Annotated in this window: 15 protein-coding genes and 2 pseudogenes; 14 read left to right on the forward strand and 3 right to left on the reverse strand. The window is 68.7% G+C overall.

The features are described from left to right. Window positions 1-29 precede the first annotated feature (29 nt). Both WMF19_RS35110 and WMF19_RS35115 read right to left on the reverse strand, forming a co-directional pair. A pseudogene (locus WMF19_RS35110) lies at window positions 30-362 on the reverse strand (IS701 family transposase); the annotation flags it as partial. A 310-nt stretch (window positions 363-672) separates the two neighbouring features. Next, a complete protein-coding gene (locus WMF19_RS35115; RefSeq protein WP_437901621.1) occupies window positions 673-1899 on the reverse strand; it encodes an IS701 family transposase in 1227 nt (408 codons plus the stop codon). A gap of 196 nt (window positions 1900-2095) precedes the next feature. On the opposite strand from WMF19_RS35115, the gene WMF19_RS35120 reads away from it, so the two are divergent. Both WMF19_RS35120 and WMF19_RS35125 read left to right on the forward strand, forming a co-directional pair. Beyond that, on the forward strand, window positions 2096-2482 hold the full coding sequence (locus WMF19_RS35120) for a helix-turn-helix domain-containing protein (RefSeq protein ID WP_437580039.1): 387 nt from the start codon (window positions 2096-2098) through the stop codon (window positions 2480-2482). Next, complete coding sequence (locus tag WMF19_RS35125) at window positions 2479-3357, forward strand: transposase (protein WP_437894352.1); 879 nt, start codon at window positions 2479-2481, stop codon at window positions 3355-3357. Before WMF19_RS35120 ends, WMF19_RS35125 begins: the two co-directional genes overlap by 4 nt. A 353-nt stretch (window positions 3358-3710) precedes the next feature. Here the strand turns inward: WMF19_RS35125 and WMF19_RS35130 are convergent, their stop codons facing one another. Beyond that, on the reverse strand, window positions 3711-4073 hold the full coding sequence (locus WMF19_RS35130; RefSeq protein WP_437894354.1) for a hypothetical protein: 363 nt from the start codon (window positions 4071-4073) through the stop codon (window positions 3711-3713). 1512 nt (window positions 4074-5585) lie between these two features. On the opposite strand from WMF19_RS35130, the gene WMF19_RS35135 reads away from it, so the two are divergent. The 12 genes and pseudogenes from WMF19_RS35135 to WMF19_RS35190 all read left to right on the forward strand — a co-directional run bounded on the left by WMF19_RS35135 (window position 5586) and on the right by WMF19_RS35190 (window position 19487). Next, window positions 5586-6026: a response regulator gene (locus tag WMF19_RS35135; RefSeq protein ID WP_437894355.1), complete on the forward strand. Its 441-nt coding sequence runs from the start codon at window positions 5586-5588 to the stop codon at window positions 6024-6026. A gap of 279 nt (window positions 6027-6305) precedes the next feature. Beyond that, a complete protein-coding gene (locus WMF19_RS35140) occupies window positions 6306-7337 on the forward strand; it encodes a glycosyltransferase family 2 protein (protein ID WP_437894356.1) in 1032 nt (343 codons plus the stop codon). 67 nt (window positions 7338-7404) lie between these two features. Further along, on the forward strand, window positions 7405-8586 hold the full coding sequence (locus WMF19_RS35145; protein ID WP_437894357.1) for a polysaccharide biosynthesis/export family protein: 1182 nt from the start codon (window positions 7405-7407) through the stop codon (window positions 8584-8586). A gap of 21 nt (window positions 8587-8607) precedes the next feature. Beyond that, window positions 8608-10920, forward strand: coding sequence for a polysaccharide biosynthesis tyrosine autokinase (locus WMF19_RS35150; protein ID WP_437894358.1), 2313 nt, complete (start codon window positions 8608-8610; stop codon window positions 10918-10920). Between the two features lie 23 nt (window positions 10921-10943). Further along, window positions 10944-12383: an O-antigen ligase family protein gene (locus WMF19_RS35155; RefSeq protein ID WP_437894359.1), complete on the forward strand. Its 1440-nt coding sequence runs from the start codon at window positions 10944-10946 to the stop codon at window positions 12381-12383. Beyond that, window positions 12380-12613 carry a hypothetical protein gene (locus WMF19_RS35160; RefSeq protein ID WP_437901785.1) on the forward strand — a complete coding sequence of 78 codons (234 nt, stop codon included), beginning with the start codon at window positions 12380-12382 and terminating at the stop codon, window positions 12611-12613. Before WMF19_RS35155 ends, WMF19_RS35160 begins: the two co-directional genes overlap by 4 nt. Before the next feature lie 142 nt (window positions 12614-12755). Continuing rightward, entirely contained in the window at window positions 12756-13937 is a 1182-nt protein-coding gene (locus tag WMF19_RS35165; RefSeq protein WP_437901709.1) for a glycosyltransferase family 4 protein, read from the forward strand. 104 nt (window positions 13938-14041) lie between these two features. After that, window positions 14042-15211 carry a glycosyltransferase family 4 protein gene (locus WMF19_RS35170; protein ID WP_437901710.1) on the forward strand — a complete coding sequence of 390 codons (1170 nt, stop codon included), beginning with the start codon at window positions 14042-14044 and terminating at the stop codon, window positions 15209-15211. 43 nt (window positions 15212-15254) lie between these two features. Continuing rightward, window positions 15255-16457 (forward strand): annotated as a pseudogene (locus WMF19_RS35175) (glycosyltransferase family 4 protein); the annotation flags it as partial. After that, entirely contained in the window at window positions 16457-16633 is a 177-nt protein-coding gene (locus WMF19_RS35180; RefSeq protein WP_437894360.1) for a hypothetical protein, read from the forward strand. The pseudogene WMF19_RS35175 and the gene WMF19_RS35180, both read left to right, overlap by 1 nt. Further along, a complete protein-coding gene (locus WMF19_RS35185; RefSeq protein WP_437894361.1) occupies window positions 16630-18147 on the forward strand; it encodes an oligosaccharide flippase family protein in 1518 nt (505 codons plus the stop codon). The genes WMF19_RS35180 and WMF19_RS35185 overlap by 4 nt, the downstream gene beginning before the upstream one ends. After that, complete coding sequence (locus tag WMF19_RS35190) at window positions 18144-19487, forward strand: glycosyltransferase family 4 protein (protein ID WP_437894362.1); 1344 nt, start codon at window positions 18144-18146, stop codon at window positions 19485-19487. The genes WMF19_RS35185 and WMF19_RS35190 overlap by 4 nt, the downstream gene beginning before the upstream one ends. The last annotated feature ends 2 nt before the right edge of the window (window positions 19488-19489 follow it).

Raw genomic sequence — 19489 nt, forward strand, 5'->3', positions numbered from 1 at the left:
CGATGCGACAACTACCTTGACGGTCACCGCACCTGAGAGTTCTCGATCCGACCGGCCGTGCCGCTGTACTGCCGCTGCACTCCGGCGGACTGCGTGCCCTTTTTCAAAAATCCCGTCTCGTCGATCGCCAGCACGCCCGTTGGATGGCCGAGATGCTCGACGACGTAGGCGCGGAGATCATCGCGCACGGCATCCGGATCCCAGCGCGCACGACCGAGCAAATGCTGCAGCGCGTACGGGGTCGGGTCGCCGACTGCCTCGGCGAGCTGCCAGCTGTTCTTCCGTTCGATCGGGCTGAGCAGCCCCTTGAGGTAGGCAGCGACGTGGGAACGAACCTCGGCGCGTGCGAAGTGGTTACCCACGCGCTCGACGAACCCCGTCCAGGCGCCTGCCCAGACTGCACTGAGCGCTGCTGGTTCGTGCAGGAGAGCGCCGTCCGACCGAGCCGGGCGTCGAGGTGTCCGTGGTGCGGCGGTGACCATGCACAAGACCCGCCGACCCGAAGGCCTGCGGCGCCAGGACGGGGCCGGCTGCCTCGCCGAAGTGCAACTGTAGTATTAGTACTACAGTTGTACTTACGGCGGCCGAGCGCCACGGCGCCGGTAGTGACAGCGGCGCGCCAGCGCCTGATGATGCCGCCGCCACCAGGACCAGCGCAGGACCGCGTCGGGGTCAACCGGCGCGGTCCACTGCAGCGCCCAGAGCAGACGGCGCACCTCGGGGACGGTCAGCGGGATGAGCGCGGCAGACTGGCCCCGCGCGGCCGATTTTTTTCCCCGCGGGCGCCTCGGAAGCAGCCCGCTGGACCGTCAGGAATGCGTGCGCAAAGAGCGCGAGGGTGATGTGACGGTACCAGCCCGTGAAGCTGCGGACCTCGTAGTGATCGAGGCCGACCTCGCCCTTCGCGCTCTCGAAGCACTCTTCGATCGACCAGCGGCTTCCCGCGGCACGGACCACTTCAGCTGATGGGGTAGTTTTCGCGGCGAAGACCGCGTAGTACGCGACGTCAGTCGGGTCAGCAAGGCTGCGGCGGAACAGGATGCCGCGTTGCCAGCGACGCGACTTCGCTTCGGGAAAGCGGGCGAAAGCCCAGTCATAGGTCCGTGGTCCCTTGGCCCCGTCGCCCGCGCTGAGGCGGTGCCAGGCATCCGCAGGCACCTGCTGCAGAAGCTCGCTCACGGGGATCTGGCGCCATTCGTTCCAGATCCGATGCTGGCTCGAGACGGCAAGCACGTACGGCTGTTCTCGTTCCTCTAGCCAGCGCCGCACCTTGCTGTCATCACCATAGACCTCGTCGCCCACAACCCAGGCGGCAGGCACGCCTGCTTCCAAGGCCCGCTGCAGCATGTGCAACGCCAGCTGCGGCTTGGTCGCAAACGTCACGTCCTCGGGCACACCTGCGCGCTTACAGCGCGCACGGTCCTCGGTCCAGGACGCCGGCAGGTACAGGGCCCGATCGAGGAAGGTACGTCCGCGTGGCGTAGCGTAGGAGAGAAAGACCCCCACCTGAGAGTTCTCGATCCGACCGGCCGTGCCGCTGTACTGCCGCTGCACTCCGGCGGACTGCGTGCCCTTTTTCAAAAATCCCGTCTCGTCGATCGCCAGCACGCCCGTTGGATGGCCGAGATGCTCGACGACGTAGGCGCGGAGATCATCGCGCACGGCATCCGGATCCCAGCGCGCACGACCGAGCAAATGCTGCAGCGCGTACGGGGTCGGGTCGCCGACTGCCTCGGCGAGCTGCCAGCTGTTCTTCCGTTCGATCGGGCTGAGCAGCCCCTTGAGGTAGGCAGCGACGTGGGAACGAACCTCGGCGCGTGCGAAGTGGTTACCCACGCGCTCGACGAACCCCGTCCAGGCGCCTGCCCAGACTGCACTGAGCGCTGCTGGTTCGTGCAGGAGAGCGCCGTCCGACCGAGCCGGGCGTCGAGGTGTCCGTGGTGCGGCGGTGACCATGCACAAGACCCGCCGACCCGAAGGCCTGCGGCGCCAGGACGGGGCCGGCTGCCTCGCCGAAGTGCAACTGTAGTATTAGAGCGGGGAGCAGGTCCGACGTGCACGCTGCTTGCATCCCCTTGGCAGGAGGGCAGCAAGGATGCGACCCTGCGGACTCGACCTTCGAGAGCGCATCGTCAAGGCGTACGAGAATGGGGAAGGATCGGTACGCGACCTGGCTGAGCAGTTCGAAGTCGCACCGAAAACTGTGCAGTCCTATCTCACGCTCTACCGGACGACCGGCAGCGTTGCGCCGCGCCCTCGCGCGAACGGGCCGCGGCCGAAGATCAACGGGCAAGCCCTGGATGACCTGAGGTCGCTCGTGGCGACGTCCTCCGACGCGACCCTGGACGATTTGGCTGACCTGCTCGCGCGCCGTGATCACATCGTAGCCAGCCGCCATACCGTCGGCCGGGCGTTGCGACGGCTGAACATCACCCGGAAAAAAAAGCGCTCCACGCAGCCGAGCGCGACACGGAAGATGTGACAGCGGCTCGCCGGGCCTTCGCAAAAAAGCTCGCTCGGCTCGACCCACAAGAGCTGGTTTTTATTGATGAATTTGGGACCAATCTGGGCATGACGCGGAGGCACGCATGGGCGCCACGGGGAGTCCGTGCCCACGGTGCGGTGCCGATCAACACCGACCCCATGATCACGCTCACGATCGGGCTGGCCCTCGATGGTGTCGTCGCTCCCTTCGCGTTCGAGGGCACCATGGACGGCGTAGCCTTCCGCGCGTACGTCGAGGGACAGCTCGTACCGGCGCTGAGGCCAGGCCAAGTCGTCATCGCGGACAACCTCGGGGCGCACCGCACGCTGGGGGTTCGCGAAGCGATCGAAGGCGCTGGCGCGAAGCTGATGTACCTGCCGCCCTACTCCCCGGACTTTTCTCCGGTCGAGAATTGTGGTTCCAAGATCAAAGAGTCGATCCGAGCGGATGCACCTCGATCGCCCTCAGCCGTCTACAAGTCGATGGGCATGCGATCGGCGCGATCACTCCGGCGGACGCTCGCGGCTGGTTCAACCACTGCGGGTACTGTGTCCCGCGGACCTGCTCCCCGCTCTAGAGAGAACTATGGTGACGTCGTCGAAAAAATCGTGATTACTGTGCCGAACGCTTTCAGGGGCGGCAACATCAATGGAATTCTAAATAACACCGAAACGATCAACTCCGACCATCGCTTTTTCTTTACGCCTTACACGATCACAAAGGTTGCCCTGGACGCCGGATTTTCTCCGGAGGAGATCCAGATGGCGACGTTCACGAGGGCCGGCATGATGAAGACGATGCTGCTGCGGCGTTTGCCTCTGCTGGCCGAGGACATCATCTTCACCGGTTCGGTTACGCCCGGGCGGGCGTAAACCGGCTCGGCGATCTGATACGTCGACGCCTTGGGGCACCAGCCAAGAAGCTTGAGCCCTGAAGCCTCCAGCGATGAAGACTTGTCTCGTCGACCGGAACTTGTCCGCTCAGTCCGCCGCGATCCTGCCTGCGCAAGTCGACGCGCTCACGTGCGAGCGCATCGACCGCGTCAGGCGAGAAGGCCTCCGCGGCTCCTTTCAGGCTTCGCCCTCGCCGATTCGCACTCGCTCTTCGCGCTCAAAGGCCCTCAAACTTCGTGCTCGTGCCCATCCCGGCGTCGCGGCCCGGCCATGCCCAAGGCCGCGACGGCCATGACGCCGCGCGTCCCTCAATCTTCGTGCTCGGCACCGCCTCAAGCTTCGCGAGCACGCTCACGATGGAGCCGCGCGTGAAGATCGAGGAGGTTGGCCTCCAGGTTCTCGCCGTACTGCTCCCACGTCACGCCGTCGACTCCTGGCGCCGCCCTCTTCTGTAGCGAGAGGTACGCGTCTCGAAGCCGATCGACTGTGACGAGGTGGAAGAGCGCCGTGAACTTTGCATTCCTGTCCTGTTGTGCCCTCTGTCGTACACGGTCGAGCGCACTGGGCGCACCTTCGATCCGGCTCTGCGTCCGGGGTGCGTCTTGCTCGTCCGTGTTCCCCTTGGCCAGACCCCTTCCCTCCACCCCCTCCGCAGCGGACGGCTCCGCCTTGTTCGAGGGCTTCGTCGGCACCATGGGCCTGTCCGATTTCCGCGAGTCGTGCATCATCGGCGTCCGGCCCCCGGCCTTCCCGATGCGGCCCGCGACACCATCCGCCGTGGACGACTCGTGGATCTCCCGGTTCCCGCGCAGGAAGAATCCGCACGTGCGAGGGGTCTCCGACCGCGCAGGGCCGCCCGGAGGCTCGCGGCAACGCCCCCGGCTGTGTTGCCTTCCGCTTCGGATAACAGCGTCGGCACCCTGGATTTCCTGATTTCGCGGCTCAATACCCAGCCCGTACGTACCCCTGTCAACGCTTCGCCCGCCCCCTTGCGGGTGCAGGTGCATGACTCGGGGCCGTCGTGGTTCGCTGCTCCTTCGACGTAAGGCGCTTTCATCCTCATTTTCCTGCCGATTTATCCCGGCGCACCATCCGTTCGGCGACCACCATCCTGACGCGGAGCGGGCTGCGGACATAGGCTTGGCCGTGCGATGCGAGAGCGACGGCAGGGCGCGGGCAACAACGGCGAGACCGCTCTGAGGGGGCCCGAAGCGACGTCCGAGGAGCGCGCGGCCGGTGACGCCGGCGTGCGAAGGCGGCGCCCCAGCACGTCGAGCGCATCCGTCGCAGGGACCGAGTCGCAGAAGAGCGGCCGCAAGCGATACGCGCCGACGACGGACGGCGGACAGACCGCGCCGCCTCGCCAGCGCCGGCGCGCGGTGCCCGTGGCCAGCGCGACGTCGCTGGAGTTCGGCCATGAGGCGCGCGGGCGCGAACGGGCGTGGTCGCCCCGCCGCGACGAGCCCCTGCTTGCTGAGAGACAGTCCGACCTCGACGAACCGCAGACCCTCCGGCTCGAGACGTCACGAGCGTCAATCGACCCGGCGCGGGCGAGCCGCGATTCACGCCTTCACTCCCTTTTCGACCTCGACGCTTGTCGATCACGGCTGCAAGCGCAAGAGCTCTGTCGCACATCCGGTGAGGCCTGACCCCGCAATCATGCGTCATCCAAGGGTGCGGGCCGATTTTCCTGCTATACCTGGCAATACACGTCGGGTCATTTGCCCGATTATCCAAAGACCCAACATGACTCTGGTCTGAGGTATTCGATGGCTTTTCGCAAGCAGACATCGGCTCGAAGACCGTTCCGGTCGTGATTGCCGGCCGCGGCGCCAGCTGAACCCTGGCCGCCCCGCGCGGCGCGCAAGCTCGCCGCGGCTAACCGTCGCACCGAAGGTCCTCTGGCAGCTCGTTCGCGCTTCAGCCGGGGACACGGTGTTCATCAATGAGACCGCTTTCTCCGCGCCCATTGATCCGACGAATCCGGGCTGACGGCGGGGCGCACCGCACGCGGGTGAGCGCGTGCGAGGCCGGCTCGTCGTCCTGTGAGATGCGTACTCTGGGAGCGGCGCCCACGGCGCCGCGGGTTCTGCTCTGAACGGCTCGTCGGTGACTTGCCGTTATTCCGATTTGCAGCCATTTTTCTTGCGGTGGTCTCGTTTGTCGCTATATACGCATTGTCAATTTTCTTGGTGGGGGGGGGAGCGATGACTGACAAAAAGCAATGGCGGGCCCTCGTTGTCGATGATGAGCCAGTATTTACCGCGAGGTTGACAATCGCCTTGAAGACACTCGGGTTCCTCGCCGATGCGGCGATCGACTGCCAGACGGCGATCCGACGCATCCTGCAGGACCCGCCCGACGTTGTCTGCGTCAGCCTGAACCTTCCTCGCGATTCGGGGTACCACCTCTGCGAACTGATCCGCAGGAGCCCAGCGCTGCATCGCGTGAAGATCGTCGTGATCAGTGACAGGCACTCTCCTGAGGTCATTGCCTACGCCGAGGAGGCGGGGGCGAACGCATTCCTCAAGCGGCCATTCAAGCGCGAGCTGCTCGCCGAGTGCATGGTCACTGTGCTCGAGGAGCCCCGGGCTCCCCAGGTCGAGGCGTCTCAGCAGATCCCGGGCACGGCCTTCGCGTTGGGGTGAGCGGCGTCGATCCGGAGCACCTCGGGCACGGACTGGACGCCTTGCGCGGTCAACCCGGTGCGCATCGATCCGGCCGGCGGACGAAGTGCGGGTGAAGTTCGACCTGATACATTCGCAACGGGTCGTTCTGGTTCGACATGCAGATCATCCTGCGCACGCCGACGTGCATCCTGCTCCGGCGCAACGCCTGCTGAGAGCGGCGCGAGCGGCTTGAAACGGGTATTTGAAGGTATGGCAGCGGGCACCGTCCGCTGGCCCGCGGGGGATGCTACGATGGACATGATATCGGTCATCATTCCCAGCTACAGGCGCTGTGAAGACCTGGATCGCTGCCTGCGCGCACTGGCGCGGCAGCAACGGCTCGCCGACGAAGTGGTGGTGGCGCGCGCCGACGACGCGCCCACGCTGGCGCTGCTCTCGCGCTGGCTGTGCACGGCCAGCCCCGACACGCTGCCAGGCCTGCGCCTGGTCACCGTGGACGAGCCCGGCCAGGTGGCCGCCAACAACCGCGGCTTCGGGGCCGCGCGCGGCGACATCCTGTGCGTGACCGACGACGACGCGGCGCCGCACCCCGACTGGCTGGCGCGTATCGGCGGCCATTTCGCGCGCGATGCCGGCCTGGGCGGCGTGGGCGGGCGCGACCATGTGCATGAGGGCGGCCGCGTGCTGCAAGGCGCCGCGCGGTGCGTGGGCGAGGTGCGCTGGTACGGGCGCGTGATCGGCAACCATCACATCGGCGCCGGTGCGCCGCGCGACGTGGACGTGCTCAAGGGCGTCAACATGGCGTGGCGCCGCAGCGCCGTGACGGGGCTGCGCTTCGATACCCGGCTGCGTGGTGCCGGTGCGCAGGTGAGTAACGACCTCGCGTTCAGCCTCGCGGTACGGCGCGCGGGCTGGCGGCTGCTCTACGACCCGAAGCTCTGCGTCGATCACTTTCCCGCGCCGCGTGCCGATGCGGACCAGCGCGGGGTGTTCCACGCCGAGTCTTATTACAACGCCAGCTACAACTTTTACCTCGTGCTCGACCAACACCTGCACGCCACCGGCGCGCCGGCCGCGCGCCGCGCGCTGGTCGGGGCGTACCAGGTGCTGGTGGGCTCGCGCGACAATCCGGGCTGGCTGCGCGCATTCGCGCTGTGCATGGGCGGCGAGGGCGGGCGGGCCTGGCGGCGCATGTCGCTGGCGCAACGCGCGCGGGCCGATGCGCTCCACGCCCTCCGACAGGCGCCCCACGTGGTGTCGCCCACGCTCGCAGTGTCTGAACGTGCGGAAACAGACGTGCGGAGACAGACGTGCGTCCGGGTGCCGTGAGCGCTTCAATAGCTCCCATCGGTCTACAGCAACAAGGGTGCACCAGCTTCAATCAGGAGAAGCTGCCATGGTAAACAAGATCCTCCCCACGCTGGCCGTCGCGGCCGCCTTGTCCGCGCTGGGTGGTTGCACCTTGGCACCGGGGCCCGCACTCGATGCCAGCCGCCTGCAGGACGACCTGTCCACCAAGACCGGCACCGACGTCTATCCGGTCAAGCTGATCACCGCCGACCTCGTGCGCGCACAGACTGACTCCATCGCGCTGGCCGCCGCCGTGGCCGATTCGCCGGCGCGCGCGGGCAACCTGGCCCAGTCGCTGAGCGAATACGAATACGAACTCGGCCCGCAGGACGTCGTCGGCGTGACCGTGCTCGATCACCCGGAGCTGAGCTCGGGCCTGATCACCGCCCCGGTGACCGGGGCCGCCGTGCCGGTGCCGGGCGTGCCGCAGATCACGCCGACCAACCTGCCGGGCGACCAGAGCGGCTATCGCGTGGACCGCAATGGCGAGCTGTACTACCCGCCCGTGGGCAAGCTGCAGGTGCGCGGCAAGACCGTGGACGATGTGCGCGGGATGATCACCCGGGCTCTCCGCCACACCGTGCGCGACCCGCGCGTGGACGTGCGCGTGATTGCCTACCGCAGCAAGCACGTGGACGTGACCGGCCAGGTGCGCGCGCCAGGCATGCTGCCGGTGACCGACGTGCCGATGACGCTGGTCAACGTCATCACGCGGGCCGGCGGGTTTGCGCCGGAAGCCGATGTGCAGAAGGTGCATCTGACGCGCGACGGCCGGCTCTATGAGTTCGACCTCGAGGCGCTGATCGAGCGCCGCAACGGCGCGCACGACTTCCTGCTCAAGGGCGGCGACGTCGTCTACGTGCCGGACCACCTGTCGAGCCGCGTGTTCGTGCTCGGCGAGGTGGTGCGGCCGCAGTCGCTGCTGATGAACAAGGGGCGGCTGTCGCTGGCCGATGCGCTGGCCGGCGTCAACAGCATCGATATTCGCACCGCCGATCCGCGCCAGATCTTCGTGGTGCGCGGCATGCGCGACAAGCCACAGACGCCGGACGTGTACCGGCTCGACATGACGCAGGTGGACGCCATGCTGCTCTCCACGCAGTTCCGGCTGGAGCCGCTCGATGTGGTCTACGTGGGCACGTCCGACGCCGTGCGCTTCAACCGCGTGCTCGACCAGATCACCCCCGCCATCCAGACCCTGTTCTTCAGCAAAGAACTGGCTCGCTAGCCTGGTCAGTACGGAGCCGATATGAACATCCCTCTCCAGCGCCCCCACGGTACGCCGCTACCCCTGGAGGACGACGAGTTCATCCTGCGCGACCTGGTGCGGATGGTGCGCCAGCAGCTTGGTTGGGTGATCGGCATCACGGCCGTGGTGGCCGCCGCCGCCACGCTGTACGCCTGCTCGATGCCGGCGATCTATTCGGCCGACGCGCTGCTGCAGGTGCAGGCGAGCAACCCGGACAGCGCACCGCTGGCGCGCGCCTCGCAGATGATGGGCGGCGACAAGCCGCTGCCCACCGAGACCGAAATCGAGATCATCCGCAGCCGCTCGGTGCTGGAGCCGGTGGTCAACGCGTTCCGGCTCAATGTGTCGGTGGCGCCCGTGACCATGCCGTTCATCGGCCACCTCGCGCGTCGCTTCGCCACGCCGGGCGAGCCGGCGCCGGCGTGGTTCGGCCTGAAGAGCTATGCGTGGGGTGGCGAGCAGATCGACGTGGAGCTGCTCGGCGTGCCGCCGGCGCTGGAAGACGTGCCCCTGACGCTGCGCGTGCTCGAGGACGGCGCGTTCGCGCTGTTCGATCCCGATGGCGTGCAGCTGCTGACCGGACGGGCCGGAGCCATCGTCGACGACGACCCGCTGCAGATCCGCGTCGGCAAGCTCGTGGCGCGGCCGGGCACCGAGTTCACCGTGACGCGCGCCAACCAGCTCGCGGCCATCGAGGAGCTGGGCAAGTCGCTGCTGGTGCTCGAGCAGGGCAAGCAGACCGGCATCGTGCAGATATCGATGGAGAGCAGTGACCGCGTGGCGGCCATGCAGATCGCCAACGCGGTGGCGCAGTCGTATGTGCGGCAGAACCTCGAGCGCCACCAGGAGGAAACCGCGCGCACGCTGGACTTCGTGAACGCCGAGGTGCCGCGCGTACGCGCCGACCTGGAGAAGGCCGAGGACGCGCTGGCCGCGCTGCAACAGCGGCAGGGCGCGGTGCGGCCCGCGTCCGAGGCGCAGTCGTACCTGCAGGGCGGGCTCGAGATCGACCGCCAGATCGCGATGCTGACCCTGCAGCGCACGCAGCTGCTGCAGCGCTTCATGCCGGGGCACCCGGACGTGCAGACCATCGACGCGCAACTGGGCCAGCTGCGCGCCATGCAGCAGAAGCTGGAAGCGCGCTTCCGCGACATGCCCGCGTCCGAGAAGTCGGGCGTGCGCATGGAGCGCGACGTCAAGATCGCGCAGGAGATCTACATCTCGCTGCAGAACAAGGCGCAGGAGCTGATGATCAATCGCGCCGGCATGGTGGGCAACGTGCATATCCTCGATGAGGCGCTGATCCCGTCGGAGCCGGTCAAGCCCAAGCGCGCGTTGCTCATCGCGGCCGGCATGATCCTGGGCTTCGTGCTGGCGGTACTCACGGTGTTCATGCGCCGCGCCGTGTTCGGCCGCATGCGCGGGATCGAGGAGATCGAACACCGCCTGGCGCTGCCGATGTTCGGCGAGATTCCGTTCAGCCCCGCGCAGAGCTGGCTCGACGACAGCTCGCGGCTCGAGGCCAGCAAGCCGCCCGAGCTGCCGATGGCGGTGGAGCTGGCCGGCGCGGAACACGTGCCGGTGGCGCCCGAACGCGCCGAGGAATGGCTGCCCGCCGCCACGCGGCCGGTGCTGGCGGAGAGCCGCCCGCATGACGAGGCCATCGAGGCGCTGTGCGGCATCTGCACGCAATTCCAGTTCACGCTGAAACAGATGGGCCATCGCGTGGTGGCGATGGTGGGCGCCACGTCGGGCGTGGGCCAGACCTTCGTGGCGGTGAACCTCGCCACGCTGCTGGCCAAGTCGAACCGGCGCGTGCTGCTGATCGATGCCAACCTGCGCCGCCAGCGACTATCCGGCTACTTCAACCGTGCCGCGGGCATGGGCCTGTCCGAGCTGCTTGGCGGCCGGCTCGATGCCCACCAGGCCGTGGTGCCCACCGGCGTGCCCAACCTCTGGCTGGTGCCGGCCGGCAACTTCGGCGCCACGCCGGCCGCGTTGCTGATGAACACGCGCTTGCGCCAGGCGCTGGAGAGCTATGCGTGCACCTACGACCTCGTCGTCATCGACACACCGCCGGTGCTCGACCACAACGACGCAATGCCGGTGGCCGCGCTGGCCGGTGCCACGGTTTTGGTGCTGCGCACGGGCGTGCATACCGAGCAGCAGATCGTGGAGGCGGTGAAGCGGCTCAAGCGTGCCGGCGGCAACGTGGTGGGCGGCATCCTCAACACCGTGAGCCGCAACGGCGGCCACCAGCCGGCCGACAGCATGGACGACGTGCTGGCCCGCGCCAGGGGCAAGGCAGCATGACGCCCGACGGAGCAACACCGGTCATGGGCCTCGCCCTCGACGCCCCCGCGCGACGCAACCAGCGGCAGCTGCATCCCGCGCTGGTGCCGGGGCTGTTCTTCGCCTTCGTGCTGTTGCTGATCCTGCTGCGGCTGGGGCGCGTGGTGGAGCTGTTCTATCCGGCGGGCGCGGTGCTCGTGGGGCTGCTGTGCTATCAGCGCAGCCCGACCCAGTACGTGTCGTTCATGTGCTGGCTGTACTTCCTCTCGCCCGAGGTGCGCCGCCTCGCGGATTTCTCCAACGGCGCCTACAACCCGATCAGCCCGATCCAGATGGCCCCGGTCCTGGTGGCCGTGATGAGCGGGCTGACCGTGCTCACGCACCACCGCGTCGTGGCCACCAAGCGCGCGTTCCCGTCGCTGCTGCTGGTGCTGGCGCTGACCTATGCGTTGGTGGTGGGCTGCATCCGCAACAGCATTCCGTCGGCGGTGCTCTCGTTCGGCTACACCATCGTCCCGGTTTTCGTCGGCGTCCATATCCTCGCCACGTGGAAGCATTACCCGATCTATGCGCGTGTGCTGGTCACCACGTTCAGCTGGGGCATGTTGGTGGTGGGCGTCTACGGCGTGATCCAGTACGTGCTGATGCCGCCGTGGGATGCCATGTGGCTGTTGCACTCGGGCATGAACTCGGTGGGCGAGCCGTTCCCGTTCAGCTTCCGCGTGTTCAGCACGCTCAATTCGCCTGGGCCGTTCGCCACGGTGCTGATGAGCGGGCTGCTGTTCATGGTGGCCGGGCGCGACAAGGTGGTCTGGGTCGGCGCGTTGTCGGGGCTGGCGGCGCTGCTGCTGACGGCGGTGCGTGCCGCATGGGGCGGGCTGATCATCGGCGGACTCTATGCGCTGGCCTGCATCGACGGCCGCACGCGCTCGCGCGTGATCCTGGCCATCCTGATCGTGGCCGCGCTGTCGGTGCCGATGTTCACGATCGATGAATTCGCCAAGCGGGTGCTGGACCGCATGCAGACCTTCTCGTCGATCCAGGACGACAACAGCTTCCAGGAGCGGCTACAGTTCTATGAATCGTTCCTGTCGGTGGCCACCAGCGACATCGCGGGGCAGGGCATGGGGTCGGTCGGCATCAGCACCAAGCTCGACTCCGCCACGAGCCAGCTCGGCAAGTTCGGCGTGTTCGACAGCGGCCTGATGGAGATTCCGTATGTGATGGGCTGGCCCGGCACGTTGCTGTACATGACCGGGCTGCTGTGGATGATGGGCCGGGCGATGAAGCGCGGGCTGGCGATGAAGTCGAACCGCCTGCTGGCCGCGGCCGTGGGCACGTCGATTGCGCTGATGTCGATGCTCGTATTCTGCAATACGCTGAACGGGTTCGACGGCATCCTGTTCCAGATCGGCGTGACGCTGCCCGTGATCGGCCATCGCTATGCCCGCATGCTGGCCGCGCAGGGAGGACCCAGTGCATGAGTCCGCAATCGACCATGCCAGCGCCGTTGCATGTGGCCATCGTCACGCATGTGGTCGAGCGCAACGACGGCCAGGGGCGTGTCAACCACGAGATCGTCGCCGCCGCGCTGGCCGCTGGCTGCGACGTCACCTGGGCCAGGGCTGGGACGCGATGGGTGAACGCTATCTGCAGTTGTACCACCGCCTGGCACAGCGGCCCGCAGCGGCGGGCGCGCCAGACACTGACATGACGCTGAAGGGAGAATCCAGATGACCGCAGCTCTGTTCCAGATCGGCGTGACGCTGCCCGTGATCGGCCATCGCTATGCCCGCATGCTGGCCGCGCAGGGAGGACCCAGCGCATTGAGTCCGCAATCGACCATGCCGGCGCCGTTGCATGTGGCCATCGTCACGTATGTGGTCGATCACAACGACGGCCAGGGGCGCGTCAACCACGAGATCGTCGCCGCCGCGCTGGCCGCTGGCTGCGAGGTCACGCTCGTGGCCAGCCGCGTGGCCGAGGTCTGGCGCAATCACCCGCGCGTGCACTGGCAGTGCGTGCCCGAGGGGCGCCTGCCCGCCGCGCTGCTGCGCCACCAGGTATTTGCCATCGCCAGTGGCTGGTGGCTCGCGCGCAACCGGCACCGGTTCGACATCGTCCATGTGAACGGATTCATCACGTGGGCGCGCGCCGACGTCAACACCGCGCACTTCGTCCACCATGGCTGGCTGCATTCGGGGTACTACCCATACCGGCTGCGCGATGGCTGGCGCGCCGCGTACCAATGGATGTTCACGCGCGTCAACGTGCCGCTGGAGCGCCGCGCGTTCCGGCAGGCGCGGGCCGTGGTCGCGCTAACGCCGCGCATCGCCGCCGAGCTGCGCGCCACGGGCGTGCCTGCCGCCGGCATCGAGGTGATTCCGAACGGCGTGGACACCAGCGAGTTCACGCCGGGCAAGGTCTGCCGCGCGCGCTTCAGGCTGCCCGCCGGCGTGCCGCTGCTGCTGTTTGCCGGCGACCTGCGCACGCCGCGCAAGAACCTGGGCACGGTGCTGGCCGCGCTGGCCCAGGTGCCGGAACCGGTGGCGCTGGCCGTGGCCGGCACCACCGAGGGCAGGCCCTACCCGCAGCTCGCGCGCGACCTCGGCGTGGCCGAGCGGGCGCACTTTCTCGGTCACGTGGCCGACATGCCCGCGCTGATGCGCAGTTGCGACGCGCTGGTGTTCCCCTCGCGCTACGAGGCGATGTCGCTCGTGGTGCTGGAGGCGATGGCCAGCGGCATGGCGGTGCTGACGGCGCGCTCGGCGGGCGCGGCGGGATTCGTGCCGCCCGATGCAGGCGTGGTGCTGGACGACCCGGACGACGTGCCCGCGCTGGCCGCCGCAATCCGCCAGCTCACGGCGGACCCCGATGCGCTGCGGCGCATGGGCCAGGCCGGCCGCGCCGCCATGCTGGGCCAGGGCTGGGGCGCGATGGGCGAACGCTATCTGCAATTGTACCGCCGTCTGGCACGGCGGCCCGCAGCGGCGGGCGCGCCAGACACTGACGTGACGCTGAAGGGAGAATCCAGATGACCGCACCTTGGACACTTGCCGAAACCTCCGCGCGGCATCCGCACGGGGCATTGCGCACGCATGCCGGCGCGCCCGACGAAGGCCGGGAATCGCTGGCCGCGCAAATGGCCGAGGCCGCGCGCACGCCGCTGACTGCCTTCCAGATCGGCATGCACTGGTTCCCGGAGCGCCCGGGCGGGCTCGATCGCCATTACCACGCGCTGGCCGGCGCATTGCCCGGTGCGGGTGTCGCCGTGCGCGGCATGGTGACGGGCTCGGGCGCGGCGGCGGCCGACACGCACGGCGCCATCGTCGCGTTTGCGCCGCCCGGCGCCAGCGTGCCGATGCGCCTGCTGCGTGCGCGTCGCACGCTGCGCGAGATGCTCGCGCGCAACCGGCCCGACGTGGTGGTCTCGCACTTCGCGCTCTACACGCTGCCCGGGCTGGACCTGATCCGCGCGTATCCCACCGTGATGCATTTCCAAGGGCCGTGGGCGGCCGAGAGCCAGGCCGAGGGTGCGGCCGATCTGGCCAGCCGCATCCGGCATCGGATCGAGGCGGCCGTGTATGCGCGCTGCCAGCTCCACATCGTGATGTCGATGGCGTTCGGCCGCGTGCTGGAGACGCGCTACGGGGTGGACCCGGCGCGCATCCGCGTCGTGCCCGGCTGCGTGGACGCGGCGCGCTTTGGCGTGCCGATGGAGCGGCGCAGCGCGCGCCAGGCGCTGGACCTGCCGACGGACCGGCCCATCGTGCTGACGGTGCGGCGGCTGGTACGCCGCATGGGGCTCGGAGACCTGGTCGACGCGATGGCGACGGTGCGCAAGCACGTGCCCGATGCGCTGCTGCTGATCGTGGGGCGCGGCACGATCGAAGCGGAGTTGCGCGAGCGCATTGCCGCGATGGGCCTGCAGCATCACGTGCGGCTGATGGGCGCGCTGCCCGACGCGCAACTGCCGCTGGTCTATCGCGCGGCGGACCTGAGCGTGGTGCCCACGCTGATGCTGGAAGGGTTCGGGCTGACCACGTTGGAATCGCTCGCGGCCGGCACGCCGGTGCTGGTGACGCCGGTGGGCGGCCTGCCCGAGGCGGTCAGCGACCTGTCCGGATCGCTGGTGCTGCCAGCCAGCGGCGTGGCGGCGCTGGCGGCCGGCCTGACCGATGCGCTGCGCGGCACGCTGCGCCTGCCCGATGCCGAGGCGTGCCGCACCTACGCGCGCAGCCGCTTCGACATCCCGGTGATCGCCGCCAGGACGGCCCAGGTCTACCGCGAGGCGGTCGACCGTTGCGAATGAGCCGATGCGCCGATGAGGTGAGGAAGTGAAGGGGGGAGCCGAGATGAAAGTCGCAGTAGTGCATGACTGGCTGGTGGCGTACGCCGGTGCGGAACGGGTGCTGGAGCAGATCCTGCGCTGCTATCCGGACGCCGACGTCTTCAGCCTGATCGACTTTGCCGAGGAGCGCGCCTTCTTGCAGGGCCGGCCCGTCACCACGTCGTTCATCCAGCGGCTGCCGTTCGCGCGTAAGCGCTATCGCGGCTACCTGCCGCTGATGCCGCTGGCGATCGAACAGCTCGACGTGTCCGGCTACGACCTCGTGATTTCCAGCTCGCACGCGGTGGCCAAGGGCGTCCTGACCGGCCCGGACCAGCTCCACGTGAGCTACGTCCACACCCCCATCCGCTACGCGTGGGACCTGCAGCACCAGTACCTGCGCGAGGGCAACCTGCAGTACGGGCTGCGCTCGGTGCTCGCGCGCATGCTGCTGCACTACATCCGCAACTGCGATGCGCGCACGCCCGATGGCGTGGATCACTACATCGCCAATTCGGCGTTCGTGGCGCGGCGCATCCGCAAGATCTACGGGCGCCATGCCAGCGTGATCCATCCGCCCGTGGACGTGGACGCCTTCGTGCCGGGCGGCCCGCACGAGGACTACTACGTCACGGTGTCGCGGCTGGTGCCTTACAAGCGCGTGCCGCTGATCGCGGAGGCGTTCCGCGCCATGCCGGACCGCAAGCTCGTGATCGTCGGCGCGGGACCGGAGCTGGACAAGGTGCGCGCCGCCGCCGGCCCCAATGTGCAGGTGCTCGGCCATCAGCCCTTCGAGGCGATGCGCCGCATCATGCAGCATGCGCGCGCATTCCTGTTCGCGGCCGAGGAGGATTTCGGCATCGCCGTGGTGGAGGCCCAGGCGTGCGGCACCCCGGTCATCGCCTATGGTCGGGGCGGCGCGCTGGAGACCGTGCGTGACGAAACCAGCGCGATGCCGACCGGATTGTTCTTCGCCGAGCAGAGCGTGCCCTCCATCGTCGATGCGGTGGAGCGGTTCGAGCGCAATGCCGCGCTGTTCCGCCCTGAATCCTGCCGGCTCAACGCCGAACGGTTCTCGGCCGGCAATTTCCGTGAGGCGCTGCTGGGCTTCGTGGCGCGTGCGCAGGCCATGGCGGCCTCGGGCCGCCAGCCGGACCAGCCCGAAAGCGGCCCGGCGCGCGCCGTGCGCGACGACCAGCTCGACCGCACCGGCCAGCAGGTGGGCGCGTGACGCCGGGACCAGAGGTGGGCCGCGACAGCGGCTGGATGGACGTGCCGATGGGCATCACGGCGCTGCGGCGTGCCGATGGCGAGTACGTGGTGGTCGTCGAGGAAGACGCGCGCGGCAAGAACCTGATCTACCGGTGGCGGCCCGCGCTGGCCGCGGAAGCGACGCGGCCATGATGGACGTGACGCTGCGGCGCAACCTGCTGATCAACCTGACCGGATCGGCCCTGCCGACGCTGGTGTCGCTGGTCACGGTGCCGCTGTACATCACGGTGCTGGGCGTGGAGCGCTTCGGCGTGATGGCGCTCGTGTGGGTGCTGGTGGGCTACTTCACGCTGTGCGACTTCGGCATCAGCCTGGCCGGCCAGAAGCGCATCGCGCGCGCGCTGGCCACGGCCGATCGCGAGGACATCGGGCGCACCTTCTGGAGCGCGTTCTGGACCAACCTGGCCACCGGGCTGGTCGGCGCGGCCATCCTGTGGGCGGTGGCCGGCGCGTACTTCCACTGGGTCACGCATGCGTCGGAGGCGCTGCTGGCCGAGGTGGCGCAGGCGTTGCCGTGGATCGCGCTGTCGGTCCCGGTGGGCAACGTGGGAGTGGTGTTTGCCAGCGCCATCAACGCGGCCGAGCGCTTCTCGGTGTTCAACATCAACCAGACCACCGGCATGGTGCTGTTCCAGGTGCTGCCGGTGACGGCCGCCTTCGTGTTCGCGCCGACGCTGCAGGTGGCGTTGTGCGCCGCGCTCATCGCGCGCGCGATCCTTGCGCTGATGCTCGGCGTGGCGGCGCTGCGCGTGCTGGAAATCCGCACCGTGCAGCACGCGCAGCGGTCCAGCGTGCGCGCGCTGTTCGGCTATGGCCGCTGGATGCAGCTCACGGCGGCCGCGAACATGATCGGCGAATCGCTCGACCGCGTGGTGGTGGGCGCGCTGCAACCGCCGCGCTTCGTCACGTACTACGCCGTGCCGCAGAACCTGGTGTCGCGGCTGGACCTGCTCTCCTGTGCGCTCTCGCGCACACTATTCCCGCGCCTCGCGGCCGCGCCGCGCGAGGAAGCGGTGGAGATCGCCCACCACTCCCTGGGTTTTCTGCAGACCCTGCTCACGCCGGTAACCATTGGCGCGCTGTTCGTGCTCGAGCCGTTCCTGCACCTGTGGGTGGGTCAGGAGCTGTCCACCAGTTCGGGCGATATCGGCCGGATCATGGTCATCGGTGTGTGGCTTGCCGGGCAGACCACCGTGGCGCGCAACCTCATGCTGGCGCAAGGCAAGGAGGCAGGCGTGGCGCATGTGTCGATGCTCCTGCTGCCGGCCTTCGCGTTGTTGCTGTGGGGCGGGGTCTACCTGTTCGGCATCCAGGGCGCGGTGATGGCGGCACTGGTGCGCGGCGTGGTCGAGTATGCGGCGCTGATGCGGTACTGCGGCATGCGCGTGCGGCCGCTGTTGCGCGAGATGGCGCCGCACCTGGCGTTCGTCCTGGTGGCGCTGGTGGTGGCCTCGCACGTGGATGGCCGGATACCTTGCCTGGGTGTGGGCACGGCCCTCGCCCTATGCAACATGGGATGGTCGCTGCACAGCTCGGCCACGTTCCGCGACGTGGCGCAATCGGCCTTGCAGCGGCTGACGCGACGCGCGCGGGCTGCCGCCCCGCAGGACGTTGCCACGCAGGCGAACCACGGAGGCAAGACATGAGGATTCTTCACCTGGCCAACGACGCGCTCGATGTCGGCAACGGCATCGTCAACGTCATGGTGGACCTTGCGGTGGCGCAGGCGGCCGCCGGGCACGAGGCTGAACAGGACCCTCCCGCCATGATGCGCGTGAACTCGATGGCGCATGAAGCCAGCCCGGCGGGCGCCCCCCTGACTGGCGCGCCGCGCGTGCTGTTTGTCGACCAGAGCGGACAGATCGGCGGCGCGGAGCTGTGCCTGCTCGATATCGCGCGTCATCGGCGCCACGACAGCGAAGTGCTGCTGCTCGAGGATGGCCCGTTCCGCGAACGGCTGGCCGCGCAGGGCGTGCCGGTCAGCGTGGAGGCAAGCGCCGCCGTGTGCGCGCTGCGGCAGCGCGGGCTGGGTGCGGGCACGCTGCGCGGCCTGCTGGCGCTGCCCTCGCTGGTGTGCCGGGTGGCCCGCCGCGCGGCCCGGGCCGAAGTGGTCTACGCCAACACGCAGAAGGCCATGGCCGTGTGCGTGCTGGGCAAATGGCTGCACCGCCGGCCCGTGGTCTGGCATCTGCACGATATCGTCGATGCGAGCTTCTTCGGCCCGTCGCAGCGGCTGGTCATCCGCTGGCTGTCGCGCGGCCTCACGCGCGTGGCGGCCAACTCCCACGCGAGCGCCGACGCGTTTCGCGCGCTGGCCGGCTCCGCCGTGCCTGTGGAAGTGGTGCACAACGGCATCGAGCCGGCGCCGTTCGACGCCGCGTTGCAGCGCGACCGCCTGGCGCTGCGCGTGGCCAACGGCCTGCCGGCGGACGGCCTCGTGGTGGGGCTGTTCGGCAGGCTGATGCCGTGGAAGGGGCAGCACGTGGTGATGGATGCCATCTCGAGCATGCCCGGCGCGACGCTGGTGGTGGTGGGCGCGCCGCTGTTCGGCCAGCACGCCTACGAAGCCGCGCTGCGCGCGCGCGCGGCACAGCCCGATCTCGCTGGCCGCGTGCATTTCCTCGGCTTCCGCGCCGATGTGGCGGAGCTGATGCACTGCATGGACGTGGTGGTGCACGCCTCGGTGTGCGCCGAGCCATTTGGCCGCGTGGTGGTGGAGGGCATGCTGGCCGCACGGCCCGTGGTGGCCACGGCGGCAGGCGGGGTGAAGGAGATCGTCGACCACGGCGAGACCGGCCTGCTGGTGCCGCCCGGCGATGCCGGCGCGCTGGCGGCGGCGCTCGCGTCGCTGTCGGACGCCAGCGTGCGCGACGCGATGGGGGCGCGGGCGCGTGCCGCCGCCATGACGCGCTTCTCGCCACAGACCATGCTCGCGGGCGTGGACCGCATCGTTGCCGACGTAGCCCGGGTCGCTCGTGGGAAGTAACC

Source organism: Sorangium sp. So ce124 (assembly GCF_051525235.1).
Classification (GTDB): Bacteria; Myxococcota_A; Polyangia; order Polyangiales; family Polyangiaceae; genus Sorangium; species Sorangium atrum.